At 68.4% G+C, this 22,736-nt stretch carries 19 protein-coding genes, 1 pseudogene and 2 riboswitches; of the genes and pseudogenes, 17 read left to right on the top strand and 3 right to left on the bottom strand.

All coding sequences use genetic code 11. From position 1 onward, the window contains the following. Window positions 1–79: 79 nt before the first annotated feature. The 4 genes and pseudogenes from U8D42_RS09415 to U8D42_RS09405 all read left to right on the top strand — a co-directional run bounded on the left by U8D42_RS09415 (window position 80) and on the right by U8D42_RS09405 (window position 2,954). Entirely contained in the window at window positions 80–766 is a 687-nt protein-coding gene (locus tag U8D42_RS09415; protein WP_322860336.1) for a TetR/AcrR family transcriptional regulator, read from the top strand. A gap of 117 nt (window positions 767–883) precedes the next feature. Beyond that, a complete protein-coding gene (locus tag U8D42_RS09410; protein ID WP_322860337.1) occupies window positions 884–1,384 on the top strand; it encodes a VOC family protein in 501 nt (166 codons plus the stop codon). Between the two features lie 2 nt (window positions 1,385–1,386). Further along, a pseudogene (locus U8D42_RS29350) lies at window positions 1,387–1,494 on the top strand (hypothetical protein); the annotation flags it as partial. Continuing rightward, window positions 1,491–2,954 carry an FAD-binding protein gene (locus U8D42_RS09405; RefSeq protein WP_322860338.1) on the top strand — a complete coding sequence of 488 codons (1,464 nt, stop codon included), beginning with the start codon at window positions 1,491–1,493 and terminating at the stop codon, window positions 2,952–2,954. The pseudogene U8D42_RS29350 and the gene U8D42_RS09405, both read left to right, overlap by 4 nt. 58 nt (window positions 2,955–3,012) lie before the next feature. Here U8D42_RS09405 and U8D42_RS09400 read toward each other — a convergent pair whose 3' ends face one another. Next, window positions 3,013–4,938, bottom strand: coding sequence for an ABC transporter ATP-binding protein/permease (locus U8D42_RS09400; RefSeq protein ID WP_322860339.1), 1,926 nt, complete (start codon window positions 4,936–4,938; stop codon window positions 3,013–3,015). 93 nt (window positions 4,939–5,031) lie between these two features. Here U8D42_RS09400 and U8D42_RS09395 point away from each other — a divergent pair, with 93 nt between their 5' ends. From U8D42_RS09395 to gcvP, 12 genes are all read left to right on the top strand, one after another. Beyond that, window positions 5,032–6,675 (top strand): acetolactate synthase, encoded by a 1,644-nt coding sequence (locus tag U8D42_RS09395; RefSeq protein ID WP_322860340.1) that lies wholly within the window; start codon window positions 5,032–5,034, stop codon window positions 6,673–6,675. A gap of 52 nt (window positions 6,676–6,727) precedes the next feature. After that, a complete protein-coding gene (gene secA2 / locus U8D42_RS09390; RefSeq protein ID WP_322860341.1) occupies window positions 6,728–9,052 on the top strand; it encodes an accessory Sec system translocase SecA2 in 2,325 nt (774 codons plus the stop codon). Between the two features lie 155 nt (window positions 9,053–9,207). Further along, a complete protein-coding gene (locus U8D42_RS09385; protein WP_090421965.1) occupies window positions 9,208–9,837 on the top strand; it encodes a CDP-alcohol phosphatidyltransferase family protein in 630 nt (209 codons plus the stop codon). Further along, complete coding sequence (locus U8D42_RS09380; RefSeq protein WP_085239563.1) at window positions 9,830–10,756, top strand: DUF881 domain-containing protein; 927 nt, start codon at window positions 9,830–9,832, stop codon at window positions 10,754–10,756. Before U8D42_RS09385 ends, U8D42_RS09380 begins: the two co-directional genes overlap by 8 nt. A 49-nt stretch (window positions 10,757–10,805) precedes the next feature. Next, window positions 10,806–11,138: a small basic family protein gene (locus tag U8D42_RS09375; protein ID WP_007170008.1), complete on the top strand. Its 333-nt coding sequence runs from the start codon at window positions 10,806–10,808 to the stop codon at window positions 11,136–11,138. Window positions 11,139–11,312: 174 nt separating this feature from the next. Continuing rightward, the gene (locus tag U8D42_RS09370; RefSeq protein WP_322860363.1) at window positions 11,313–12,077 is read left to right on the top strand and encodes a DUF881 domain-containing protein; all 765 of its coding nucleotides are present in this window, start codon (window positions 11,313–11,315) and stop codon (window positions 12,075–12,077) included. A gap of 28 nt (window positions 12,078–12,105) precedes the next feature. Further along, complete coding sequence (gene gcvH, locus U8D42_RS09365; RefSeq protein ID WP_322860342.1) at window positions 12,106–12,504, top strand: glycine cleavage system protein GcvH; 399 nt, start codon at window positions 12,106–12,108, stop codon at window positions 12,502–12,504. A 262-nt stretch (window positions 12,505–12,766) separates the two neighbouring features. After that, the gene (gene garA, locus U8D42_RS09360; protein WP_276038948.1) at window positions 12,767–13,228 is read left to right on the top strand and encodes a glycogen accumulation regulator GarA; all 462 of its coding nucleotides are present in this window, start codon (window positions 12,767–12,769) and stop codon (window positions 13,226–13,228) included. Continuing rightward, a complete protein-coding gene (gene ftsR / locus U8D42_RS09355) occupies window positions 13,228–13,986 on the top strand; it encodes a transcriptional regulator FtsR (protein ID WP_322860343.1) in 759 nt (252 codons plus the stop codon). Before garA ends, ftsR begins: the two co-directional genes overlap by 1 nt. A 105-nt stretch (window positions 13,987–14,091) precedes the next feature. After that, a complete protein-coding gene (locus tag U8D42_RS09350) occupies window positions 14,092–14,586 on the top strand; it encodes a bifunctional nuclease family protein (RefSeq protein ID WP_007170013.1) in 495 nt (164 codons plus the stop codon). Window positions 14,587–14,868: 282 nt separating this feature from the next. Further along, window positions 14,869–15,474: a MerR family transcriptional regulator gene (locus U8D42_RS09345; RefSeq protein ID WP_085239559.1), complete on the top strand. Its 606-nt coding sequence runs from the start codon at window positions 14,869–14,871 to the stop codon at window positions 15,472–15,474. A 41-nt stretch (window positions 15,475–15,515) separates the two neighbouring features. Continuing rightward, window positions 15,516–15,613, top strand: a riboswitch (glycine riboswitch). A 2-nt stretch (window positions 15,614–15,615) separates the two neighbouring features. After that, window positions 15,616–15,740, top strand: a riboswitch (glycine riboswitch). Between the two features lie 42 nt (window positions 15,741–15,782). Beyond that, window positions 15,783–18,620, top strand: coding sequence for an aminomethyl-transferring glycine dehydrogenase (gene gcvP / locus U8D42_RS09340; RefSeq protein WP_322860344.1), 2,838 nt, complete (start codon window positions 15,783–15,785; stop codon window positions 18,618–18,620). Between the two features lie 15 nt (window positions 18,621–18,635). Here gcvP and U8D42_RS09335 read toward each other — a convergent pair whose 3' ends face one another. Both U8D42_RS09335 and kasB read right to left on the bottom strand, forming a co-directional pair. Beyond that, window positions 18,636–19,508, bottom strand: coding sequence for a haloalkane dehalogenase (locus U8D42_RS09335; RefSeq protein ID WP_322860345.1), 873 nt, complete (start codon window positions 19,506–19,508; stop codon window positions 18,636–18,638). 65 nt (window positions 19,509–19,573) lie between these two features. Continuing rightward, window positions 19,574–20,827 carry a 3-oxoacyl-ACP synthase KasB gene (kasB, locus tag U8D42_RS09330; RefSeq protein ID WP_322860346.1) on the bottom strand — a complete coding sequence of 418 codons (1,254 nt, stop codon included), beginning with the start codon at window positions 20,825–20,827 and terminating at the stop codon, window positions 19,574–19,576. Window positions 20,828–21,176: 349 nt separating this feature from the next. On the opposite strand from kasB, the gene U8D42_RS09325 reads away from it, so the two are divergent. Further along, a complete protein-coding gene (locus tag U8D42_RS09325) occupies window positions 21,177–22,733 on the top strand; it encodes an MFS transporter (protein WP_322860364.1) in 1,557 nt (518 codons plus the stop codon). Window positions 22,734–22,736 lie beyond the last annotated feature (3 nt).

Below are 22,736 nucleotides of genomic sequence, written 5' to 3'. Positions count from 1 at the left end.
CGCTCTCTCAACCGCGCACGCTGCCACAGTCCTACCCAGAAAGCAAGAGCAGTGATCTCGGTTGTGTCAGACTCACCTCGTGGGCAAACGCCAGGAAACGCGGGAGCAGATCGAAGCGCGCATCGTCGAGCTCGGCCGCCGGCAGTTGGTCGAACGCGGCGCGGCCGGGCTGTCCGTTCGTGCGATCGCCCGGGATCTGGGCATGGTGTCGTCGGCCGTGTACCGGTACGTATCCAGCCGGGATGAGTTGCTGACGCTGCTGCTGGTCGATGCCTACACGGACCTGGCCGACGCCGTGGACCGGGCCCGTGAGGCGGTCGGGGACCTCTGGAGTGACGATGTCGTCGCGATTTCGCTGGCCACACGGCGGTGGGCCGTCGCGCACCCGGCCCGCTGGGCCCTGCTGTACGGCAGCCCCGTGCCCGGGTATCACGCGCCACCCGAACGCACCGTCGCGGTGGGAACCAGAGTGGTGGCCGCCTTCTTCGACGCCGTGGCGTCGGGGATTGCCACCGGAGACATCAGGCTCACGGACGCCGTTGCGCCCCAACCCATGTCGTCGGACTTCGAGCGGATCCGCCAGGAGTTCGGGTTCCCCGGCGATGACCAGGTCGTCGCCAAGTGCTTCCTGTTGTGGGCGGGCGTGTTGGGTGCGATCAGCCTCGAGGTGTTCGGGCAGTACGGTGCCGACACCCTGACCGATCCCGAGGCGGTGTTCGAGGCACAGCTTCGGCTGCTGGTGGACATGCTGGGCCGGCACGGATAGTCGCGGGGCCGAATTAGAACATGTTCACCCAGCTTCGGCGTGACCGCGGCGGCTCGTCGTGGCAAAGTCTCCGCGGCCCTTACTGGCGGGCGAGCCATTGGACTATCCTGCGAGACGATGACCGTTCCCGTTGAATCACCGACGCAGATCGCGTGGGTCACCACCGACCTGGCCGCCACCGAAACCGCCCTTACCGGCATGTTAGGCGTGCGCAAATGGGTCCGGATACCCGACGTGCACTTTGCTCCGGACTCCTGCAGCTACCTCGGTAAGCCGGCTGATTTCGTCGCCAGCATCTCGCTGAGCTACCTCGGTGACATGCAACTGGAGCTGATCCAACCGGTCCGCGGCGAGAACATCTATAGTGACTTTCTGCGCGAATCCGGGCCGGGTCTGCACCACATCTGCATGGAGGTGGAAAGCCCCGAGCAGTTCGAGGCGACGTTGGCCGGGGCCGCGGAGTTCGGAGCGGCGGTGGTGCAGCAAGGTGTGATGCCCGGCGGGATCCAGTTCGGTTATCTCTCGGCGCCACAGGCGGCGGTGCCATTCGTGGAGATCGCCTACATCGCACCCGAGATGAGGGCGTTCTACGACTACATCAAACAGGAGCAGCGATGAGCCGCGCCGGCGACGACGCAGTGGGGGCACCCCCAGCCGCGGTGGGGGTACCTCCCGCTTGCGGGGGACGGCGAGGGGGACGCAGGGATGAAGAGGAGTGGCGCCAATGAGCACCGAGATACCGGCAACGGTCAGCGCGGACGACGTCACGTCGTGGTCCGATGATGTCGACGTGGTCGTGGTCGGCTTCGGCATCGCGGGTGGCTGCGCGGCCGTCAGCGCGGCGGCCGCCGGGGCGCGCGTGTTGGTGCTGGAGCGCGCCGCAGCGGCGGGCGGCACCACCTCGCTTGCCGGGGGCCACTTCTACCTGGGCGGCGGAACGGCGGTCCAGCAGGCGACCGGTCACCCCGACTCGGCCGAGGAGATGTACAAGTACCTGGTCGCCGTGTCCCGCCAGCCCGACCACGACAAGATTCGCGCCTACTGCGAGGACAGCGTCGAGCATTTCAACTGGCTGGAAGACTTGGGTTTTCAATTCGAGCGCAGTTACTTCCCGGGCAAGGCGGTCATCCAGCCCAACACCGAGGGGCTGATGTTCACCGGCAACGAGAAGGTGTGGCCATTCCTGGAGAAGGCGGTGCCGGCGCCGCGCGGCCACAAGGTCCCCGTGCCCGGCGACACCGGCGGCGCCAGCATGGTGATCGACCTGCTGCTCAAGCGCGCCGCGGACCTGGGCGTGCAGATCCGGTACGAGACGGGCGCCACCGAGCTCATCGTCGACGGTTCGGGTGCGGTGAGCGGTGTCGCGTGGAAGCAGTTCTCCGAAACCGGTGCGACCAAGGCAAAGTCGGTGATCATCGCCGCGGGGGGCTTCGTGATGAACCCGGAGATGGTTGCCGAGTACACGCCCAAGCTGGCCGAGAAACCGTTCGTGCTGGGCAATACGTACGACGACGGCCTGGGCATCCGTCTGGGCGTCTCGGCGGGCGGCGCAACCGAGCACATGGACCAGATCTTCATCACGGCCCCGCCGTACCCGCCGTCGATCCTGTTGACGGGGATCATCGTGAACAAGCTCGGACAGCGCTTCGTCGCCGAGGATTCGTACCATTCCAGGACTTCGGGGTTCATCATGGACCAGCCCGACAGCGCGGCGTTCCTCATCGTCGACGAGGCGCACCTGGAGCACCCCAAGATGCCGCTGGTCCCGCTGATCGACGGGTGGGAGACCGTCCCGGAAATGGAAGCCGCGCTTGGCATTCCGGAGGGCAACCTGGTGGCGACGCTGGACCGCTACAACGCCAACGCTGCCCGCGGCGAGGACCCCGACTTCCACAAGCAGCCCGAATTCCTTGCCGCACAAGACCAAGGGCCGTGGGGCGCGTTCGACATGTCGCTGGGTAAGGCGATGTATGCCGGTTTCACCATCGGTGGGCTCGCCACGTCGGTGGACGGCGAGGTACTGCGTCAGGACGGCACGGTCGTGCCGGGCTTGTATGCGGCCGGCGCGTGCGCGTCCAACATCGCCCAGGACGGCAAGGGCTACGCCAGCGGTACGCAACTGGGGGAGGGATCGTTCTTCGGCCGCCGCGCCGGAGCGCACGCGGCGCACCGCGCCGGGGGCGCGTAGGCGCGTTACGACCGGGCGCCGGAGCGCACGCGGCGCGTAGGCACGCGGCCCAAAAGTGTTAAACCCGAGCGGGTTCCTTCTTCTCCTCCACGGGGCCCAGCCGCCACGGGCCGCCACCGAGCAGTTGCAGCTCTTGCTCGTGGTGCTGCTCGACGGTGGGCCGATGGCTGACGCTGACCACCACGCAGTCGGGCAGCTCGGTCCGCAGGAGTTGGTACAGCGCGAACTCCAGGCCCTCGTCCAGCGCCGAGGTGGCCTCGTCGAGGAATACCGCCTTGGGTTTGGTCAGCAGGATGCGCGCGAAGGCGACACGCTGCTGCTCCCCGGGGGAAAGCACCTTGGCCCAATCCCGCTCTTCGTCGAGCCGGTCGAGCAGTGGTGCCAGGGCCACTTTGGTGAGTGCCTCCCGCAGTTCGGCATCGGAGACGTCATCCGGGGAGTTCGGGTAGCAGACCACGGTGCGCAGGCTGCCCAGTGGCACGTAGGGCAACTGCGACAGAAACATCGTCGCGTTGTCGCCGTCGGGGCGGCACAGGGTGCCGGAGGCGTACGGCCACAACTCCGCCAGGCTGCGCAGCAGCGTGGTCTTACCGGCCCCGGAGCGACCGGTGATCACCAGCGAATCCCCCTCGGCGAGTTGGACATCGAGCGGGTCGATCAGGCGGTCGCCGGCCGGCGTGCGCACCTCGAGGTCGCGAAGCTCGACGGCGGCCTCTTCGCTCGGCTTGACCAGGATGGTCGGCAGCGCGCGCCCCTTCTCGTTGGCGTCGACCAGGCCGTGCAACCGGATGATCGATGCCCGGAAGGCGGCGAAGGCGTCGTAGTTGTTGCGGAAGAACGACAGCGAATCCTGAATATTGCCGAAAGCCGTCGCGCTCTGACCCACATCACCGAAATCGATCCGGCCGGCGAACAGACGCGGCGCCTGGATCACCCACGGCAACGGCACGATTGCCTGCGAGACCGACCAGTTCCAGCTGTTGAAGATGATGGTCCGACGCACGAATTTGCGGTAGTTGTCGATGATCGGGGTGAAGCGCCGCCACAGCTGGTTCCGCTCGACGCGCTCACCGCGGTAGAAGCCCACCGCCTCCGCGGCGTCGCGCAATCGCACCAGCGCATACCGGAATGCGGCGTTGAGCCTCTCGTTGTCGAAGCTGAGTCGGATCAGGGGATGGCCCAACCAGATCGCCACCACCGTGGCGACCAGCACGTAAACCAGCACGGTCCAGAACATCGCGCGGGGCAGGTCGACGCCGAGCACGGTCAGATTTCCGGACAGGTTCCACAGGATCGCCGCAAAGGAAATCACCGAGGCCACGGCGTTGACCGCACCGAACAGCAAGGTGCTGCCGGTGCCGTTGGACGGGATGTTCGGGGTGCCGCCCGCATTGGCGGTGAAGATGTCGATGTCCTGCTGGATGCGCTGGTCGGGGTTGTCGATGGTGTGGTCGATGAACAGGTCGCGGTAGTAGGCCCGCCCGGCGAGCCAGTCATCGGTGAGATTCGCCGTCAGCCACATGCGCCAGGCGATGATGAACCGCTGGGTCAAGTAGATGTCGATCATGAACCGGATCACGTACAAGACCGCCAGCACGCTGAAAATCGCGATCGACATCCAGAAGCCGTGAATCCCGGACTGTTTGACCGCGTCGTCGTCGGCCGCGAGACCCTGCACCGCCTTCTGCACCGCCGTGTACAGGTCGTTGCCCTGATAGCTGAGCAACACCATCAGCCGCACTGACAGCAGCACCGACAGCAACAGCACGCCCAGCATCAGCCACACCCGCACGCTGCGGGCGCCGACGAAGTACCCGCGGGTGATCCGCCAGAACTGCCGGCCCCACGGCGTGAGATACCGGAAGGCGACCAGCACGACGAAGAGCACCACCGCGCTGATCAGCCACGCGACGGCCACCCACCGCAAAGAATCGATGGGGGCCGTCGACCAGTCGATCGAGGGCTTGAACGGCTTCGGGCCCATGGTCGCTGTCTCCTCACGGTCGCGCTGGTGGACTCTGCTGGAACTTGAAATCCTCCGGCGAAGGTACCCGAAGGATCTGGATAGGCTGCGGTTATGAGCACGGACGCCATCCCCACACAAACATTGCACGCGGGCCGGCTCGTCGCGCGACGCCTGCGGGCCAGCGGTGTCGACACCGTCTTCACCTTGTCCGGCGGTCACCTGTTCTCCGTCTACGACGGCTGCCGAGAGGAGGGCATCCGGCTGATCGACACCCGCCATGAGCAGACCGCGGCCTTCGCCGCCGAAGGCTGGTCGAAAGTGACGCGGGTGCCCGGCGTCGCCGCGCTCACCGCGGGACCGGGCGTCACCAACGGGATGAGCGCGATGGCGGCCGCGCAGCAGAACCTGTCGCCCCTCGTCGTGCTGGGCGGGCGGGCGCCCGCGGGGCGGTGGGGCATGGGCTCGCTGCAGGAGATCGACCACGTGCCGTTCGTGGCGCCGCTGGCCCGCTTCGCCGCCACGGCGCAGTCGGCCGAGGACGCGGGACGGCTGGTCGACGAGGCGTTGCGGGCGGCGGTCGGCGCCCCGTCGGGCGTCGGCTTCGTCGACTTCCCCATGGACCACGTGTTTTCAATGTCCGAGGATCACGGCCGCCCCGGCGCCCTTGCCGACCTGCCGCCGGGGCCGGCTCCCGACGGTGACGCGCTGGGCCGCGCCGCCGGCCTGCTGTCCGGGGCGAAGCGGCCGGTGATCATGGCGGGCACCAACGTCTGGTGGGGACGCGGGGAGGCGGCCCTGCTGCGCCTTGCCGAGGAACTGCAGATCCCGGTGCTGATGAACGGAATGGCCCGTGGCGCGGTGCCCGCCGATCACCCGCTGGCGTTCTCCCGGGTGCGCGGAAAAGCGTTGGGCGAGGCCGACGTTGCGCTGATCGTCGGGGTGCCCATGGATTTCCGGCTCGGCTTCGGCGCGGTGTTCGGCGCGCAGACCCGGCTCATCGTCGCGGACCGCAGCGCACCGCAGCGCAATCATCCCCGCCCGGTCGAAGCCGAGCTCTACGGCGACCTGTTGTCGACACTTGCGGCGCTGGCCGCCGGGGGCGGCACCGACCACCGGGACTGGATCGACGAACTGCGGACGGCCGAGACCGCGGCGCGCGGCAAGGAGAAGGCCGAGCTCGCCGACGACCGCATCCCGCTGCACCCCATGCGGGTGTATGCCGAGCTCGCCCCGATGCTGGACCGCGACGCCATCGTCGTTATCGACGGCGGTGATTTCGGGTCCTACGCCGGCCGGGTGATCGACAGCTACCTGCCCGGCTGCTGGCTGGACAGCGGCCCCTTCGGCTGCCTCGGCTCGGGCCCCGGCTACGCCCTGGCCGCCAAGCTGGCCCGGCCCGAGCGCCAGGTGGTCCTGTTGCAGGGCGACGGCGCGTTCGGCTTCAGCGGCATGGAATGGGACACCCTGGTACGCCACCGCGTGCCCGTCGTCTCCGTGATCGGCAACAACGGGATCTGGGGGCTCGAGAAGCACCCCATGGAGGCCTTGTACGGCTATTCGGTGGTGGCCGAACTGCGTCCGGGAACACGCTACGACGAGGTGGTGCGCGCCCTCGGTGGCCACGGCGAGCTGGTCTCCGCGCCGGCCGAGCTGCGGCCCGCGCTGGAACGCGCGTTCGCCAGCGGCCTGCCCGCCGTCGTCAACGTGCTCACCGACCCCGACGTGGCCTATCCCCGGCGCTCCAACCTCGCGTGAACCGCGTGTCGCGGGCGGACCCGCGGGCTGGCGGGTCGCGTACCGTTGACCTGTGTCAAAGACCCCCCGCCCGCAGCCCGGCCGTCTGAGCAGCCGTTTTTGGCGACTGCTCGGCGCCAGCACCGAGAAGAACCGCAGCCGGTCCCTCGCCCAGGTCACCGACTCGTCGGAATACGACGAGGAAGCCGCCGGCCTCACCGACGAGCAGCTACGCAAGGCCGCCGGGCTGCTCAAACTCGACGACCTCGCCGAGTCCGAGGACATCCCGCAGTTCCTCGCCATCGCCAGGGAGGCGGCCGAAAGATCGACGACCCTACGTCCGTTTGACGTGCAGCTGCTGGGTGCGTTGCGCATGCTCGCCGGCGACGTCATCGAAATGGCCACCGGTGAGGGCAAGACCCTCTCCGGGGCGATCGCCGCGGCCGGGTACGCCCTGGCCGGGCGGCATGTCCACGTGGTGACCATCAACGACTACCTGGCCCGCCGTGACGCGGAGTGGATGGGCCCCCTCATCGAGGCGATGGGGTTGACGGTCGGCTGGATCACCGCCGAGTCGACGAGCGAGGAGCGCCGCGCGGCCTACGGCTGCGACGTCACCTACGCCTCGGTCAACGAGATCGGCTTCGACGTGCTGCGCGACCAGCTCGTGGTCGACGTCGACGACCTGGTGTCGCCCAACCCCGACGTGGCCCTGATCGACGAGGCCGACTCGGTGCTGGTCGACGAGGCGCTGGTGCCGTTGGTGCTGGCGGGCACGACGCACCGCGAGACGCCGCGGCTGGAGATCATCAAGCTGGTCGGTGAACTGTCCCCGGAGACCGATTACGACACCGACTCCGACAGCCGCAACGTCCATCTCACCGACGTCGGGGCCCGCAAAGTGGAGAAGGCGCTCGGCGGCATCGACCTCTACTCCGAGGAGCACGTCGGCACGACCCTGACCGAGGTGAACGTCGCCCTGCACGCACACGTGCTGTTGCAGCGCGACGTGCACTACATCGTCCGCGACGACGCCGTGCACCTGATCAATGCCGCGCGCGGCCGCATCGCGCAGCTGCAACGCTGGCCGGACGGCCTCCAGGCCGCCGTCGAGGCGAAGGAGGGGATCGAGACCACCGAAACCGGCGAGGTGCTCGACACCATCACGGTGCAGGCGCTGATCAACCGCTATCAGACCGTCTGCGGAATGACCGGAACGGCGCTGGCGGCCGGGGAGCAGCTGCGCCAGTTCTACAAGCTGGGCGTGTCACCAATTCCCCCGAACGAACCCAACATTCGCGAGGACGAGTCCGACCGCGTCTACATCACCGCCGCCGCCAAGAACGACGCGATCGTCGCGCACATCGCCGAGGTGCACGAGACCGGGCAGCCGGTGCTGGTCGGCACCCGCGACGTGGCCGAATCGGAGGAACTGCACGAGCGGCTGCTGCGCCGCGGCGTGCCCGCGGTGGTGCTCAACGCCAAGAACGACGCCGAGGAGGCGGAGGTCATCGCCGAGGCCGGCAAGTTCGGGGTAGTCACCGTGTCGACACAGATGGCGGGACGGGGCACCGACATTCGGCTCGGGGGCTCCGACGAAGCCGACCACGACAGGGTCGCCGAACTCGGCGGGCTGCACGTGGTGGGCACCGGCCGGCACCACACCGAGCGACTGGACAACCAGCTGCGCGGGCGCGCCGGGCGCCAGGGCGACCCGGGCTCGTCGGTGTTCTTCTCGAGTTGGGAAGACGACGTCGTGGCGGCCAACCTCGACCACAACAAGCTGCCCATGGAAACCGACGACGACGGGCGGATCGTCAGCCCCAAGGCGGCCGGGCTGCTCGACCACGCCCAGCGCGTCGCCGAGGGCCGGATGCTCGACGTGCACGCCAACACCTGGCGCTACAACCAGCTCATCGCCCAGCAGCGCGCCATCATCGTCGATCGGCGAAACACGTTGCTGCGCACGCCAACCGCGCGCGAGGAGCTCGCGGAGCTGGCGCCCAAGCGGTACAAGGAGCTGGCCGAGGACATCCCCGAGGATCGCCTGGAGACCATCTGCCGGCAGATCATGCTCTATCACCTGGACCGCGGCTGGGCCGATCACCTGGCATACCTGGCCGACATCCGGGAAAGCATCCACCTGCGGGCGCTGGGCCGGCAGAACCCGCTGGACGAGTTCCACCGGTTGGCCGTCGACGCGTTCGCGTCGCTGGCCGCGGACGCCATCGAGGCCGCGCAGCAGACCTTCGAGACCGCCAACGTCCTGGAAGAGGAACAGGGGCTGGACCTTTCCAAGCTGGCCCGGCCGACGTCGACGTGGACCTACATGGTCAACGACAACCCGCTGTCGGATGACACCCTGTCGACCCTGAGCCTGCCCGGGGTCTTCCGCTAGGTCGCGCGCGGACGACCGAGTGTGCGCCCAGCCGCCCCGTCGGCATTCGACTGAGCCCATTGCCCGACTCGCCCCCTCGCCGCCATGCGGCTGGGGGTGCCCCCACCACGGTCCGCGCTGCGGACCGCATCGTCGTCGGGCTAAGGTCACGGCTTATGGAGCCGGCGCTTCCGCCCAACCGGGTGCTGACGGTGCCCAACGCGCTGAGCGCCATTCGCCTGGTGCTCATCGGCGTGTTCGCCTACGCCCTGCTGGTCGCGCACGCCAACGGCTGGGCGGTCGGGATCTTGATGTTCAGCGGTGCGTCCGACTGGGCCGACGGCAAGATCGCCCGGCTCCTCGACCAGTCGTCGCGGCTGGGTGTCCTGCTCGACCCGGCGGTCGACCGCCTGTACATGGTCGGCGTTCCCGTCGTGATGGCGTGGAGCGGGATCGTGCCGTGGTGGTTCGTCGCCATCCTGCTGGCGCGTGACGGGCTGCTGGCCGCGACGCTGCCGCTGGTGTGGAGCCGCGGGCTGTCCGCGCTGCCGGTGACCTACATCGGGAAGGCCGCCACGTTCGCGTTGATGTCCGGCTTTCCGCTGGTGCTGCTTGGCACCTGGGACGCGCTGTGGAGCCGGGTCGTCGGCGCCTGCGGCTGGGCGTTCCTGATCTGGGGCTTGTACGCCTACCTCTGGTCGTTCGCGCTGTACGCCGTCCAGATGACGTTGGTCGTGCGGCGGATGCCGCGGCTCAGACATGGCACTCGCCCGCCCGCGGCGTCCAAGGCGGTCGGAAATGGCTGACGGCGACCGCCTGCTCGGCGGCTACGACCCGAACGCCGGCCGCAGCGCCCATGTGGCCGCGCGGCCGAAGCTGATCCCGGTGCCCTCACTGTTGCGTGCCCTGCTGTCCGAGCACCTGGATCCCGGTTACGCCGCCGCCGCTGCCAGGCGCAGCGACGCCGCCGGAGCCGGCGGGGGGCACGAACGCGCCGCGAGCTGGCTCTGGCAGGCATTGGCGGCGCTGCTGATCGCCACGGTCTTCGCCGCGGCGGTCGCCCAGGCCCGCTCGGTCGCCCCCGGCGTGCGCTCCGCGCAGCAGCTGCTGCTGGGCAATGTGCGTTCGACCGAGAACTCGGCGACCAAGCTCGCCCAGCGGCGCAGCGAGCTGTCTGCACGGGTGGACGACGTGCAGCGCCGCGCGCTGGCCGACGACGCCGAAGGGCAGCGGCTGTTGGCGCGCCTCGACGCGCTGGGTCTGGCGGCGGCCAGCACGGCGGTGATCGGCCCCGGACTGAAGGTGACCGTGACCGACCCGGGCGCCGGCCCGAACCTTTCCGACGTGTCCAAACAGCGGATCAGCGGCAGTCGGCAGATCATCCTGGACCGGGACCTGCAGCTGGTCGTCAACTCGTTGTGGGCCAGCGGCGCCGAGGCGATTTCGGTCGGCGGCGTCCGCATCGGGCCCGACGCGACCATCCGGCAGGCCGGCGGGGCGATCCTCGTCGACAACAACCCCACCAACAGCCCGTACACGATCCTGGCGGTGGGACCGCCGCGGGCGATGCGGGACGTCTTCGACCAAAGCTCCGGCCGGCAGCGGCTCAGGCTGCTCGAGGCCTCCTATGGCGTCGTCGTCACCGTCGACGCCGCCGACGGACTGACGCTTCCCGCCGGATCGATCCGCGACACCAAGTTCGCCAAACAGATTGGGCCACAGTGAGAGAAGTCCTCGGCAGACAGCACCCCCTGTGCGAGTCGGGACATCGAGCATGATCGGCATCGCGGCGCTGGCGATCGGCATCGTGCTCGGCCTGGTTTTCCACCCCGCCGTGCCCGAGGTCGTCCAGCCCTACCTGCCCATCGCGGTGGTCGCGGCGCTCGACGCGGTGTTCGGCGGGTTGCGCGCCTATCTGGAGCGGATCTTCGACCCGAAAGTCTTCGTGATCTCGTTCGTGTTCAACGTTTTCGTGGCGGCCCTGATCGTGTATGTCGGCGACCAACTGGGTGTGGGCACGCAGTTGTCCACGGCCATCATCGTCGTGTTGGGAATCCGTATCTTCGGCAACGCCGCCGCGCTGCGGCGCCGGCTGTTCGGGGCGTGATGCGCCGGCGACGATGCAGTGGGGGCACACCCAGCCGCGAAGCGGCGAGGGGGACGACGAGATGAAGAGGAGCGGCGCGATGACTGCGGTGAGGCCGGCGTGAGCCAGGACCCGGCAGACGGCGCCGCCGAAAGCCGTGAAGCAGCGGGCCGCGCGCAGCACGGCCGCCACGAACTGCCGACGAAAAGCCCCCGCCCGGAGATCGGGCCGGTGCGCCGCACCGGGTTGTCCGGCCTGGTCCGCGGTAGTCGTTCCCGGATGGCTTTCGGGACGTTGGCGGTGCTGTTGTGTCTGCTGTTGGGCATCGCCATCGTCACGCAGGTCCGCCAGAACGAGTCGGGCGATTCGCTGGACACGGCGCGCCCGGCGGACTTGCTGGTGTTGCTGGATTCGCTGCGGCAGCGGGAGGCCACCCTCAACGCCGAGGTGAGCGAATTGCAGAACACGCTGAATTCGCTGCAGGCGTCCGGTAACAACGACCAGGCCGCCATTGCGGCCGCACAGGCCAGGCTGGCGGCGCTGTCCATCCTGGCCGGCGCGGTCGGAGCCACCGGGCCTGGCGTCATCGTCACGATCGACGATCCCGGGCCCGGGGTGGCGCCGGAGGTCATGCTCGACGTCATCAACGAACTGCGCGCCGCCGGCGCGGAGGCCATCGAGATCAACGACGCACACCAGTCGGTGCGGGTAGGTGTCGATACCTGGGTAGTGGGTACCCCTGGCTCGCTGACCGTCGACAACAAGACGCTGTCGCCGCCGTATTCGATTCTGGCGATTGGCGATCCGCCCACCCTGGCCGCGGCGATGAACATACCGGGCGGCGCCGAGGACAGCATCAAGCGTGTCGGGGCGCGGCTGTCCGTCCGGCAGGCCGACCGGGTGGACGTGACCACCTTGCGACAACCAAAACCGCACCAATACGCTCAGCCCGTCAAGTGAGCAATTCGCCAACAGAACAGGACCACTCGTGAGCGACATCCCACCCGATCTGCACTACACCGCCGAACACGAGTGGGTTCGCCGAAGCGCTGAGGACACCGCGCGGGTCGGCATCACCGACTTCGCCCAGTCGGCGCTTGGCGATGTCGTCTTCGTTCAGCTGCCCGAGGTCGGCACCGAACTGACCGCGGGCGAATCGTTCGGCGAGGTGGAGTCGACAAAATCGGTGTCGGATCTGTACGCCCCGGTGTCGGGCACGGTGTCGGCGGTGAACACCGACCTGGAGGGCAGTCCGCAGCTGGTGAACTCCGACCCGTACGGGGCGGGTTGGCTGGTCGAGGTGCGGGCGGCCGACACCGCCGCGTTGGAGTCGGCCATCTCGTCGCTGCTCGACGCGGAGGCCTACCGCGGAACGCTGACCGAATGACGGTTGCTAAGGTGCCTGCCAGCCCTGCGCGGCGACGCGAGCGGCGCGGCAGGCCGGCGGGGGAAAGGCGGGAGATCGGCCTTTCGATCGTCGGGTGGGGGGCACATTGCAGACCTATGCGCGGTACCGTCGACACATCGACACTTGAAGGCCCCGGTCGCGGTAATCGGCAGTACCGGGCGAAGAAACCTAGTGAGCAGCCGGCCGAGCGGCCCGGTCAGACAACGCCACAGCGGCCAGTGAGGAGCAGCGCGTGACGGACATGGACAACGACCAGACCTCTGACGAAGTCACGGTGGAGACGACCTCCGTCTTCCGTGCCGACTTCCTCAACGAACTGGATGCCCCGGCGCAGGCCGGCACCGAGAGTGCGGTATCCGGGGTGGAGGGCCTCCCGGCCGGCTCGGCGCTATTGGTCGTCAAGCGGGGGCCGAACGCGGGGTCGCGCTTCCTGCTCGACCAGCCGATCACGTCGGCCGGTCGGCATCCGGACAGCGACATCTTCCTCGACGACGTCACGGTCAGCCGCCGCCACGCCGAATTCAGGTTGGAAAACAACGAATTCAACGTGGTGGATGTCGGTAGCCTTAACGGCACCTACGTCAACCGGGAGCCCGTGGACTCGGCGGTGCTCGCCAACGGCGACGAGGTGCAGATCGGCAAGTTCCGCTTGGTGTTTTTGACCGGGCCCAAGCAGGGTGAGGACGGAGGATCCGGAGGCTAGTGAGCGCGCCCGATAGCCCGGCGCTGGCCGGGATGTCGATCGGGACGGTCCTGGAGATGTTGAGGCCGGACTTTCCCGATGTCACGATCTCCAAGATTCGCTTCTTGGAGGCCGAGGGACTGGTGACGCCACAGCGTGCCGCGTCGGGCTATCGGAGATTCACCGCATACGACTGCGCCCGGTTGCGTTTCATCCTGACCGCGCAGCGCGACCACTACCTACCGCTCAAGGTCATCCGGGCACAGTTGGACGCCCAGCCCGACGGCGAGTTGCCGCCGTTCGGCTCGCCCTACTCCGCGCCGCGCCTGGTGTCCGTGGCTGGCGTCGGGGAGGCCGGTGCCGGGGGCCCGGAGCCCGGATCCGACACGGCCGCGGTGGCGCCGTCGAGCATTCGGCTGAGTCGTGAAGACCTGCTCGAGCGCTCCGGGGTCGACGACGACCTGTTGACGGCGCTGCTGAAGGCGGGGGTGATCACCACCGGTCCGGGCGGCTTCTTCGACGAACACGCCGTCGTCATCCTGCAGTGCGCGCGTGCGCTTTCCGAATACGGTGTGGAGCCGCGGCATCTTCGCGCTTTCCGCTCGGCGGCGGATCGGCAATCGGACCTGATCGCCCAAATCGCCGGGCCGCTAATCAAAGCCGACAAGGCCGGCGCCCGCGACCGCGCCGACGACCTGGCCCGCGAGGTGGCGGCCCTGGCCATCACTTTGCACACGTCGCTGATCAAATCCGCCGTTCGCGACGTTCTTCATCGCTGAGGACTAGACTTCGTCGATAGCTTGGTTTTCGGCGGCACAGCGGTAATTCGGCGTCGTCGTCTCGCCAAGAACCGACACGGCAGCACATGCGGAGGGCAGACACAAATGGGTGAAGTTCGTGTTGTCGGCATTCGCGTGGAGCAGCCGCAGAACCAGCCGGTCCTGTTACTGCGCGAGACCGACGGCGACCGGTACCTGCCGATCTGGATCGGCCAATCGGAGGCTGCCGCCATCGCGCTCGAGCAGCAGGGGGTCGAGCCGCCCCGCCCGCTGACACACGACCTGATCAGGGATGTCATTGCCGCGCTTGGCCATTCGCTCAAAGAGGTGCGGATCGTCGACCTGCAAGAGGGCACCTTCTATGCCGACCTGGTCTTCGACCGCAACATCACCGTGTCCGCACGACCCTCGGATTCGGTGGCGATAGCGCTGCGCGTCGGTGTTCCGATCTACGTCGAGGAGGCCGTGCTGGCCCAGGCCGGCCTGCTCATCCCCGACGAGAGCGACGAGGAGGGCGGCACCGCTGTCCGCGAGGACGAGGTGGAGAAGTTCAAGGAGTTTCTCGACAGCGTGTCGCCCGACGATTTCAAGGCGACGTAGGCCATCTGTGGGCCGCGTGAGCGCGGTTTGGGCGCCCGCGGTGCGCGTACTACCCTGGGCATCGACATCACGGATCTGTTTCAACTAGCCCCGGGATGTCGACACGCCTGGCGGATAGCGCCCTCACTTGGCCCGGCGGCGGCCATACTTTGATCACGACTTAAGGGCGCGGTGGCTATCGAAAAGCGTAAGCTCTCTAGCACTCGGGCCTGAGCAAACGTGGCTGCGACGCAGCCAGTGACGCAGCTGGAAACGAAAGCGCGATCGGCGAGAGGAAGCACCGTGGGCGAGCAGCCACGCCAAGAACAGCTGGACCTAGCTGACCACGCGACCGCCGCGCCGGAAGCGCCCGTGCAGCCCGGACTGTTTCCCGACGACTCGGTGCCCGACGAGCTGGTGGGATACCGGGGTCCGAGCGCGTGCCAGATCGCCGGAATCACCTACCGCCAGCTGGACTACTGGGCGCGCACCTCGCTGGTGGTGCCGTCCATCCGCAGCGCGGCCGGCTCGGGCAGCCAGCGGCTGTACTCGTTCAAGGACATCCTGGTCCTCAAGATCGTCAAGCGGCTGCTCGACACCGGGATCTCGCTGCACAACATCAGGGTCGCGGTCGACCATCTGCGCCAGCGCGGCGTGCAGGACCTGGCCAACATCACGTTGTTCTCCGACGGCACCACGGTGTACGAATGCACGTCGGCCGAAGAGGTCGTCGACCTGCTGCAGGGCGGGCAGGGCGTGTTCGGCATCGCCGTTTCCGGCGCCATGCGCGAGCTGACCGGCGTGATCGCCGACTTCCCCGGCGAGCGGGCCGACGGCGGCGAGTCGATCGCCGCGCCGGAGGACGAGCTGGCCTCCCGCCGCAAGCACCGCGACCGCAAGATCGGTTGAGCGCACCCACGCGGTTCGGGCGGGTAAACTGGCTCACGCATCGCACTTGTGCGGGAGAGTTCCGTGGCGGCCAGTCACGGACGCCGAAGGAGCAACACCTCTCCGCCAACCTCTCAGGCACCCGGACCGCGCGGGTAAACGATGCCTCTGGAAAGCGGTGCTGACCCCTCGCGGTCCGCACCCGCCGATGGGGAAAGGCGCCCGGACACCAACGGGCGCCGAATCTCTCAGGCGCCCGGCGAACGGGTGAAGACAGAGGGAGGGGACCGCTAGTCCTCTGCCTCTGCCGCCACCTCAGGAGACCCGCCGTGCCGGACCACACAACCTTTGCAGCCCGCCACATCGGCCCGGACGCCCAGGCCGTCGCGGCCATGCTGGGCGTCATCGGGGTCGATTCGCTCGACCAGCTTGCCGCCAAGGCCGTACCCGCGGGCATCCTCGACAAGCTCACCGGCAGCGGCGCGGCGCCGGGCCTCGACGAGTTGCCGCCCGCCGTCACCGAATCGGAGGCGCTGGCGGAGTTGCGGGCGTTGGCCGAGGCCAACACGGTGGCCGTCTCCATGATCGGGCAGGGCTACTACGACACGCTCACCCCGCCGGTGCTGGTGCGCAACGTCCTGGAGAACCCGGCGTGGTACACCGCCTACACGCCGTATCAGCCCGAGATCAGCCAGGGCCGCCTGGAGGCGCTGCTGAACTTCCAGACGATGGTGGCCGACCTGACCGGGCTGGAGGTCGCCAACGCGTCGATGCTCGACGAGGGCACCGCGGCCGCCGAGGCCATGACGTTGATGCACCGCGCGACCCGTGGGACGTCGAACCGCCTCGCCGTCGACGCCGATCTGTTCGCCCAGACCGCGGCTGTGCTGGCCACCCGGGCGCGGCCGTTGGGCATCGAGATCGTCACCGTCGACCTGCGGGACGGCCTGCCCGACGGCGAGTTCTTCGGCGTGATCACCCAGCTGCCCGGCGCCAGCGGTCGGATCACGGACTGGTCGGCGTTGGTTTCGGCGGCCCACGAGCGGGGCGCGCTGGTCGCCATCGGCGCCGACCTGCTGGCGTTGACGCTGATCACACCGCCGGGGGAGATCGGCGCCGACGTCGCGTTCGGAACCACGCAACGATTCGGTGTGCCAATGGGATTCGGCGGCCCACACGCCGGATACCTGTCGGTGCACGCCAATCATGCCCGGCAGCTGCCGGGCCGGCTGGTCGGCATGTCGATGGACACCGACGGGTCCCCGGCCTACCGGCTGGCACTGCAGACCCGTGAGCAGCACATCCGGCGGGACAAGGCGACCAGCAACATCTGCACCGCGCAGGTGCTGCTGGCGGTGATGGCCGCCATGTATGCCAGCTACCACGGCGCCGACGGACTGACCGCGATCGCCCGCCGCGTCCACGGCCACGCCGAAACCGTCGCGGCAGGCCTGCGCGACGCGCTGGTGCACGACAAGTACTTCGACACCGTGCTGGCCCGGGTGCCCGGCCGCGCGGACGAGGTGGTGGCCGCCGCCAAGGCCGGCGGCGTCAACCTGTGGCGCGTCGACGCCGACCACGTCTCGGTGGCGTGCGACGAGGCCACCACCGACGCCCACGTGGCGGCGGTGCTGAAGGCCTTCGGTGTCAGGGCCGGCGAGCCGGCCGGCGTGGACATCGCGACCCGCACCTCGGCGTTCCTGACCCACCCCGCGTTCACGCAATACCGCACCGAAACGGCGATGATGCGCTACCTGCGGACGCTGGCGGACAAAGACATCGCCTTGGACCGCAGCATGATTCCGCTCGGTTCGTGCACGATGAAGCTCAACGCCGCCGCCGAGATGGAACCCATCACCTGGCCGGAGTTCGCCCGCCAGCATCCGTTCGCCCCGGCATCGGACACCCCGGGGCTGCGCCGGCTCATCAGCGACCTGGAGACCTGGCTGGTGCAGATCACCGGCTACGACGCCGTCTCGCTGCAACCCAACGCCGGCTCGCAGGGCGAATACGCCGGCCTGCTGGCCATCCACGACTACCACGCCAGCCGGGGTGAGCCGCACCGCAACATCTGCCTGATCCCGTCCAGCGCGCACGGCACCAACGCGGCGTCGGCGGCGCTGGCCGGCATGCGGGTGGTGGTGGTGCGTTGCCACGACGAGCCTGGCCGGGCCGGCGACGTCGACCTGGATGACCTGCGCACCAAGGTCGCCCAGTACGGCGATGAGCTCTCCACGCTGATGATCACCTACCCGTCCACCCACGGCGTCTACGAGCACGACATCGCCGAGATCTGCGCGGCCGTCCACGACGCCGGCGGCCAGGTGTACGTCGATGGCGCCAACCTCAACGCGCTGGTCGGCCTGGCCCGGCCGGGGAAGTTCGGCGGCGACGTCAGCCACCTGAACCTGCACAAGACGTTCTGCATCCCGCACGGCGGCGGGGGCCCCGGGGTGGGACCGGTGGCGGTGCGTGCGCACCTGGCCCCGTTCCTGCCCGGCCACCCGCACGCCCCTGAATTGCCCCAGGGCCACCCGGTGTCGTCGGCGCCCTACGGGTCGGCTTCGATCCTGCCGATCAGCTGGGCCTACATCAGGATGATGGGCGCCGACGGCCTGCGCGCGGCGTCGCTGACCGCGATCGCGTCGGCCAACTACATCGCCCGCCGGCTCGACGAGTACTTCCCCGTGCTCTACACCGGGGAGAACGGGATGGTCGCCCACGAATGCATCCTGGACCTGCGGGCGATCACCAAGTCCACCGGTGTGACCGTCGACGATGTCGCAAAGCGGTTGGCCGACTACGGCTTTCACGCGCCCACGATGAGCTTCCCGGTGGCCGGCACGCTGATGGTCGAGCCCACCGAAAGCGAGACCCTGACCGAGGTCGACGCCTTCTGCGAAGCCATGATCGCCATCCGCGGGGAGATCGACCGGGTCGGCGCGGGGGAGTGGCCCGTGGACGACAATCCGCTGCGGGGAGCGCCGCACACCGCCGAGTGCCTGCTGGTCGCCGACTGGCAGCACCCGTACACCCGCGAAGACGCCGCCTACCCGCTCGGCAAGAACTTCCGGCCGAAGGTGTGGCCGCCGGTACGGCGCATCGACGGCGCCTACGGCGACCGCAACCTGGTCTGCTCGTGCCCGCCGGTGGAGGCGTTCGCCTGAATCCCGCGCGGGCGGTCAGCCGAAGCGCTCGATGATCGCCGCCGCGATCTGCTCCGGGGCATCCTCCTGGATGAAGTGCTTGGCGTTGGGCAATTCGACCACGACATGGTCCGGGAAGGCCGCGCGCATGCGTGGCAGGGTGGGGCCGGGCCGGAACGCGAAGTCCTTCATCCCCCAGACAAAGAGCGCGGGCTTGGCGCCGAGCCTGGCCGGCACTTCCCGGGCGAGCCGGGCCAGCAGGGGACCGGCGGCCAGGATCTGCTTGGGCATCTCCGCGACGCCCCTGCGGGCGTCGGCGCTGGGCTGGACCGCCCGGTAGTGCTGCATCACCGCATCGGTGGGGCGGTGCTGGGTGCCGGCCGGGATCAGGCGTTCGACGAAGAAGTTGTGGTGCAGGATCGCGTATTGCAGCGGGGGACTGGACATCACCCGGCTGAACATCTTGGTGGTGAATTCGTCCGCGGGCCAGAACCAGGTGTTGCCCAGGACGACGCCGCGCACCCGGTCGGCGCGCTCCACCGCGACCGCCATGCTGATGGGACCGCCCCAGTCCTGACCCATCGTCACAAAGCCGTCCAGGCCTTCCCGTCGAGTGAGGTGGTCGACGAACTCACCCACCACTTGGGCGTGCTCGTCGATCTTGTAGCCGAACCCCGCGGGCCGGTCCGACAGTCCGAAGCCGAGGTAATCCGGTGCGATGCAACGGAAGCGGTCACGCAGCGCGATGACGATGTTGCGATACAGGAAGCTCCACGTCGGGTTGCCGTGGCACAGCAGGATCGGCGGGCCGTCACCTTCGTCGATGTAGTGCATGCGTCCCCGCGAGCTGTCGAACCAGCGCGACTGGAACGGATAGAGCTTGGGGTCGGGTGTGAAATCGATGCTCATGGCGCTCCTTCGGTAGCGCTCATGATGCTAGGCCCGCAGTGTGACAACGCCGGGCCGGCGACGTTTCAGTACCTGCCGAAGGCCAGGGCGACGTTGTGCCCGCCGAACCCGAACGAATTGTTGATGGCGTACCGGTAGTTGCCCCGCCGCGGATTTCCCGACACCACGTCCAAATCGATCTCCGGGTCGAGGTTTTCCAGGTTCAACGTCGGCGGAACGATCTGGTCGCGCAGGGCCAGCACGGTCAGTATCGACTCCACCGCGCCGACCGCGCCGACGGAGTGCCCGAGCGCGGATTTCGGCGCGTACACCGCCGGCTTGTTGGTGCCCAGCGCATTGTTGATGGCCTTGCCCTCGGCCAGGTCACCGATCTGTGTTCCGGTGGCGTGCGCGTTGACGTGGTCGATGTCGCCGGGTGTGAGGCCCGCGAGCTGGATGGCGCGCGTCATCGCCTGCCCGGCGCGGTTCCCGCTCGGGTCCGGCGCCACCATGTGGTAGCCGTCGGAGGTCACGCCTGCACCCATCAACCGGGCCAGGATGCGCGCCCCGCGAGCCTTGGCGTGTTCCTCGGTCTCGAGCACCATCAGCGCGCCGGCCTCGCCGAACACGAAACCGTCGCGGTCCTTGTCGAACGGGCGGCACGCGCCGGCCGGATTCGCGTTGTTCGTCGACATCACGATCCGCATGTTGGCGAAGGCGGCGATGGGCACGGCCTCGATCCGGGTCTCGACGCCACCGCAGATCGCGACGTCGGCCTCACCGAACACCATCGCCTGCCAGGCGCGTGCGATCGCCTCCGACCCGGACGCGCACGCGGACACCGGGGTCATCACGCCGGCCCTGGCGTGCCGTTCCAGCCCCACCGCCTGGGCGGCGGCGTCGGGCATGTACTTGCTGACCGCCAGCGGCGATACCGCTTTGACCCCGCGGGCGCGCAGGGTGTCGCGGGTGAACACCAACTCCTCGCCGGAACCGAATCCGGTGCCGACAGACACCAGCAGGCGGTTGGGGTCGACCTCGGGGGAGCCGGCGTGGTCCCACGCCCGCCGGTTGACGACGGCCGACATTCTCGACAGGTACCCCGTCCGGCGCAGCTCGGCAGGGTTGAGCTCGCTGTCGAACTCCTCCAGCAGGTGCCCGCCGATGCGAACGGGCAGGTCGAACTCCTCTACGAACGGGTCATCGAGCTCGCGGATCCCGCTTTGGCAGTCGAGTAGCAATTTCCAGGTGGTCTCGGCGTCGGTGGCCAGTGCGGTGGTCATGGCGATCCCGGTGACGACCACGTCCGGAAGCCCTTGCCCAGTAATCAGATTCGTCATTTCGGTCGTGGATCATCCTTTCGCAGCGCCACCCCGGCCGTCTTCACGGACCCGCGCGTCATCGGGGCGCCCTCAGGATCAACGGGAGGGCACTCAACTCCGGAACCTGCGCACTGCTCCCCATCGCGTCGGCCGTGGAATCAACCTCGATCGAGCTTAGCGGTAGCAGGCGCCCGCAGCGGTGAAGACGCAACGGCGGGGCCCAAGGGACCAGGATCGCCCGATGAACAGAGGCATCGCGTCTGTGGTTGGCCGAACGGGACCCTGCGGTTTCCGGGAAGAGCGACAGGCTCAGAGATGGTAGGCCAAATCCATGCAGCTCGGCGGACCATGCCGCGACAATTACTGTATGGAAGTGCGTTACGACGGCTCTGACGGTCCAGACCGTGCGGCCCATGTGCCCGCCGAAGACAGCCCGGTGACGCGCTCGGGGCAACCGTCTGTGCCCGCGCTGCCGCGGCGCCGTTTCATTGCCGCAGTCATCGTGCTCAGCGGCATTGAGTTGCTGGCGACGATGGACAGCACCGTCGCGATCATCGCGCTGCCTAAGATCCAAAACGACCTGCGCCTATCGGATTCAGGGCGGAGTTTGGTGATCACCGCCTACGTGCTGACCTTTGGCGGGCTGATGCTGCTGGGCGGCCGCCTGGGTGACACCATCGGCCGCAAGCGCACCTTCATCCTCGGGGCCGCCTTGTTCACCGCTGCCTCTGCTATGTGCGGCATCGCCTGGGACGAGGACACGATCGTTCTAGCCCGGCTGATCAAGGGCGTGGCCGCCGCGATTGCCGCGCCGACCTGCTTTGCCCTGGTCGCGACCACCTTCCCGAAAGGACCGTCACGCAACGCCGCGATGGCGGTGCTCGGGGCCATGAGCGGTGCTGGCACGGTGATAGGCCTGGTGGTCGGCGGGGCGCTCACCCAGGTTTCCTGGCGGCTGGCTTTCTTGGTGAACGTGCCGATCGGACTGCTGGTGATCTACCTGGCCCGCACCACCCTGCGGGAAACCCAGAAGGAGCGTATGAAACTCGACGCCACCGGCGCTGTACTGGCCACGTTGATGATTTCCGCCGCGGTCGTCGGCTTGTCGATGGGGCCGGAGAAGGGCTGGCTCTCACCCACCACGATCGGCTCAGCCCTCGTGAGTCTGGCCGCTTGCGCGGCGTTCGTCATCGTCGAGCGCAGGGCCGAAAACCCCGTCATGCCGTTCAGCCTGTTCCTCGACCGCAGCCGGCTGGCGACGTTCGCGACCATGTTCCTGGCCAGCGGGGTGGGGCTGACCCTGACCGTGCTGATCGCACTGTATGTGCAGAGCATTCTGGGTTACAGCGCGCTGCGCGCTGGCTTCAGCTTCATCCCGTTCGTCATCGCGTCGGTCATCGGAGTGGGCGCTTCGGCGCGGCTGGTGAAGTGGTTCCCGCCGCGCGTCATGGTGATCGCCGGCGGAGTCCTGATGCTGGGCGCGATGCTGTACGGCTCGACGCTCAACCACGGCGTGCCGTACTGGCCGAACCTGGTACTGCCGATCTTCATCGGCACTGTCGGTCTCGGCATGATGAACGTCCCGCTTTCGCTATCGCTGCTCGCCAGCGTCGGATTAGACAGGCTCGGGCCCACTTCCGCGATCGCGTTGATGTTGCAGAGCCTGGGCGGGCCGTTGGTGTTGGTGGTCATCCAGGCCGTCATCACCTCGCGCACCGTCCAGCTTGGTGGCACCCACGGGCCGGTGAAGTACATGAACGCCACCCAGTTACACGCGCTTGACCGCGGCTATACCTACGGCCTGCTCTGGCTGGGCGGTGTGGTCGTCCTGCTCGGTGTGGTGGCGCTGCTCATCGGCTACACAGCGCAGCAGGTCGCACACGCGCAGCAAGCCAAAAAAGCCTTCGACGCAGGCGAACAGTAGTCG

Origin of the sequence: Mycobacterium europaeum (genome assembly GCF_034555895.2) — a bacterium.
Classification (GTDB): domain Bacteria; phylum Actinomycetota; class Actinomycetes; order Mycobacteriales; family Mycobacteriaceae; genus Mycobacterium; species Mycobacterium europaeum.
Note: the sequence above shows the minus strand (reverse complement) of the source record. Positions and strands in the feature narration are given on the sequence as shown.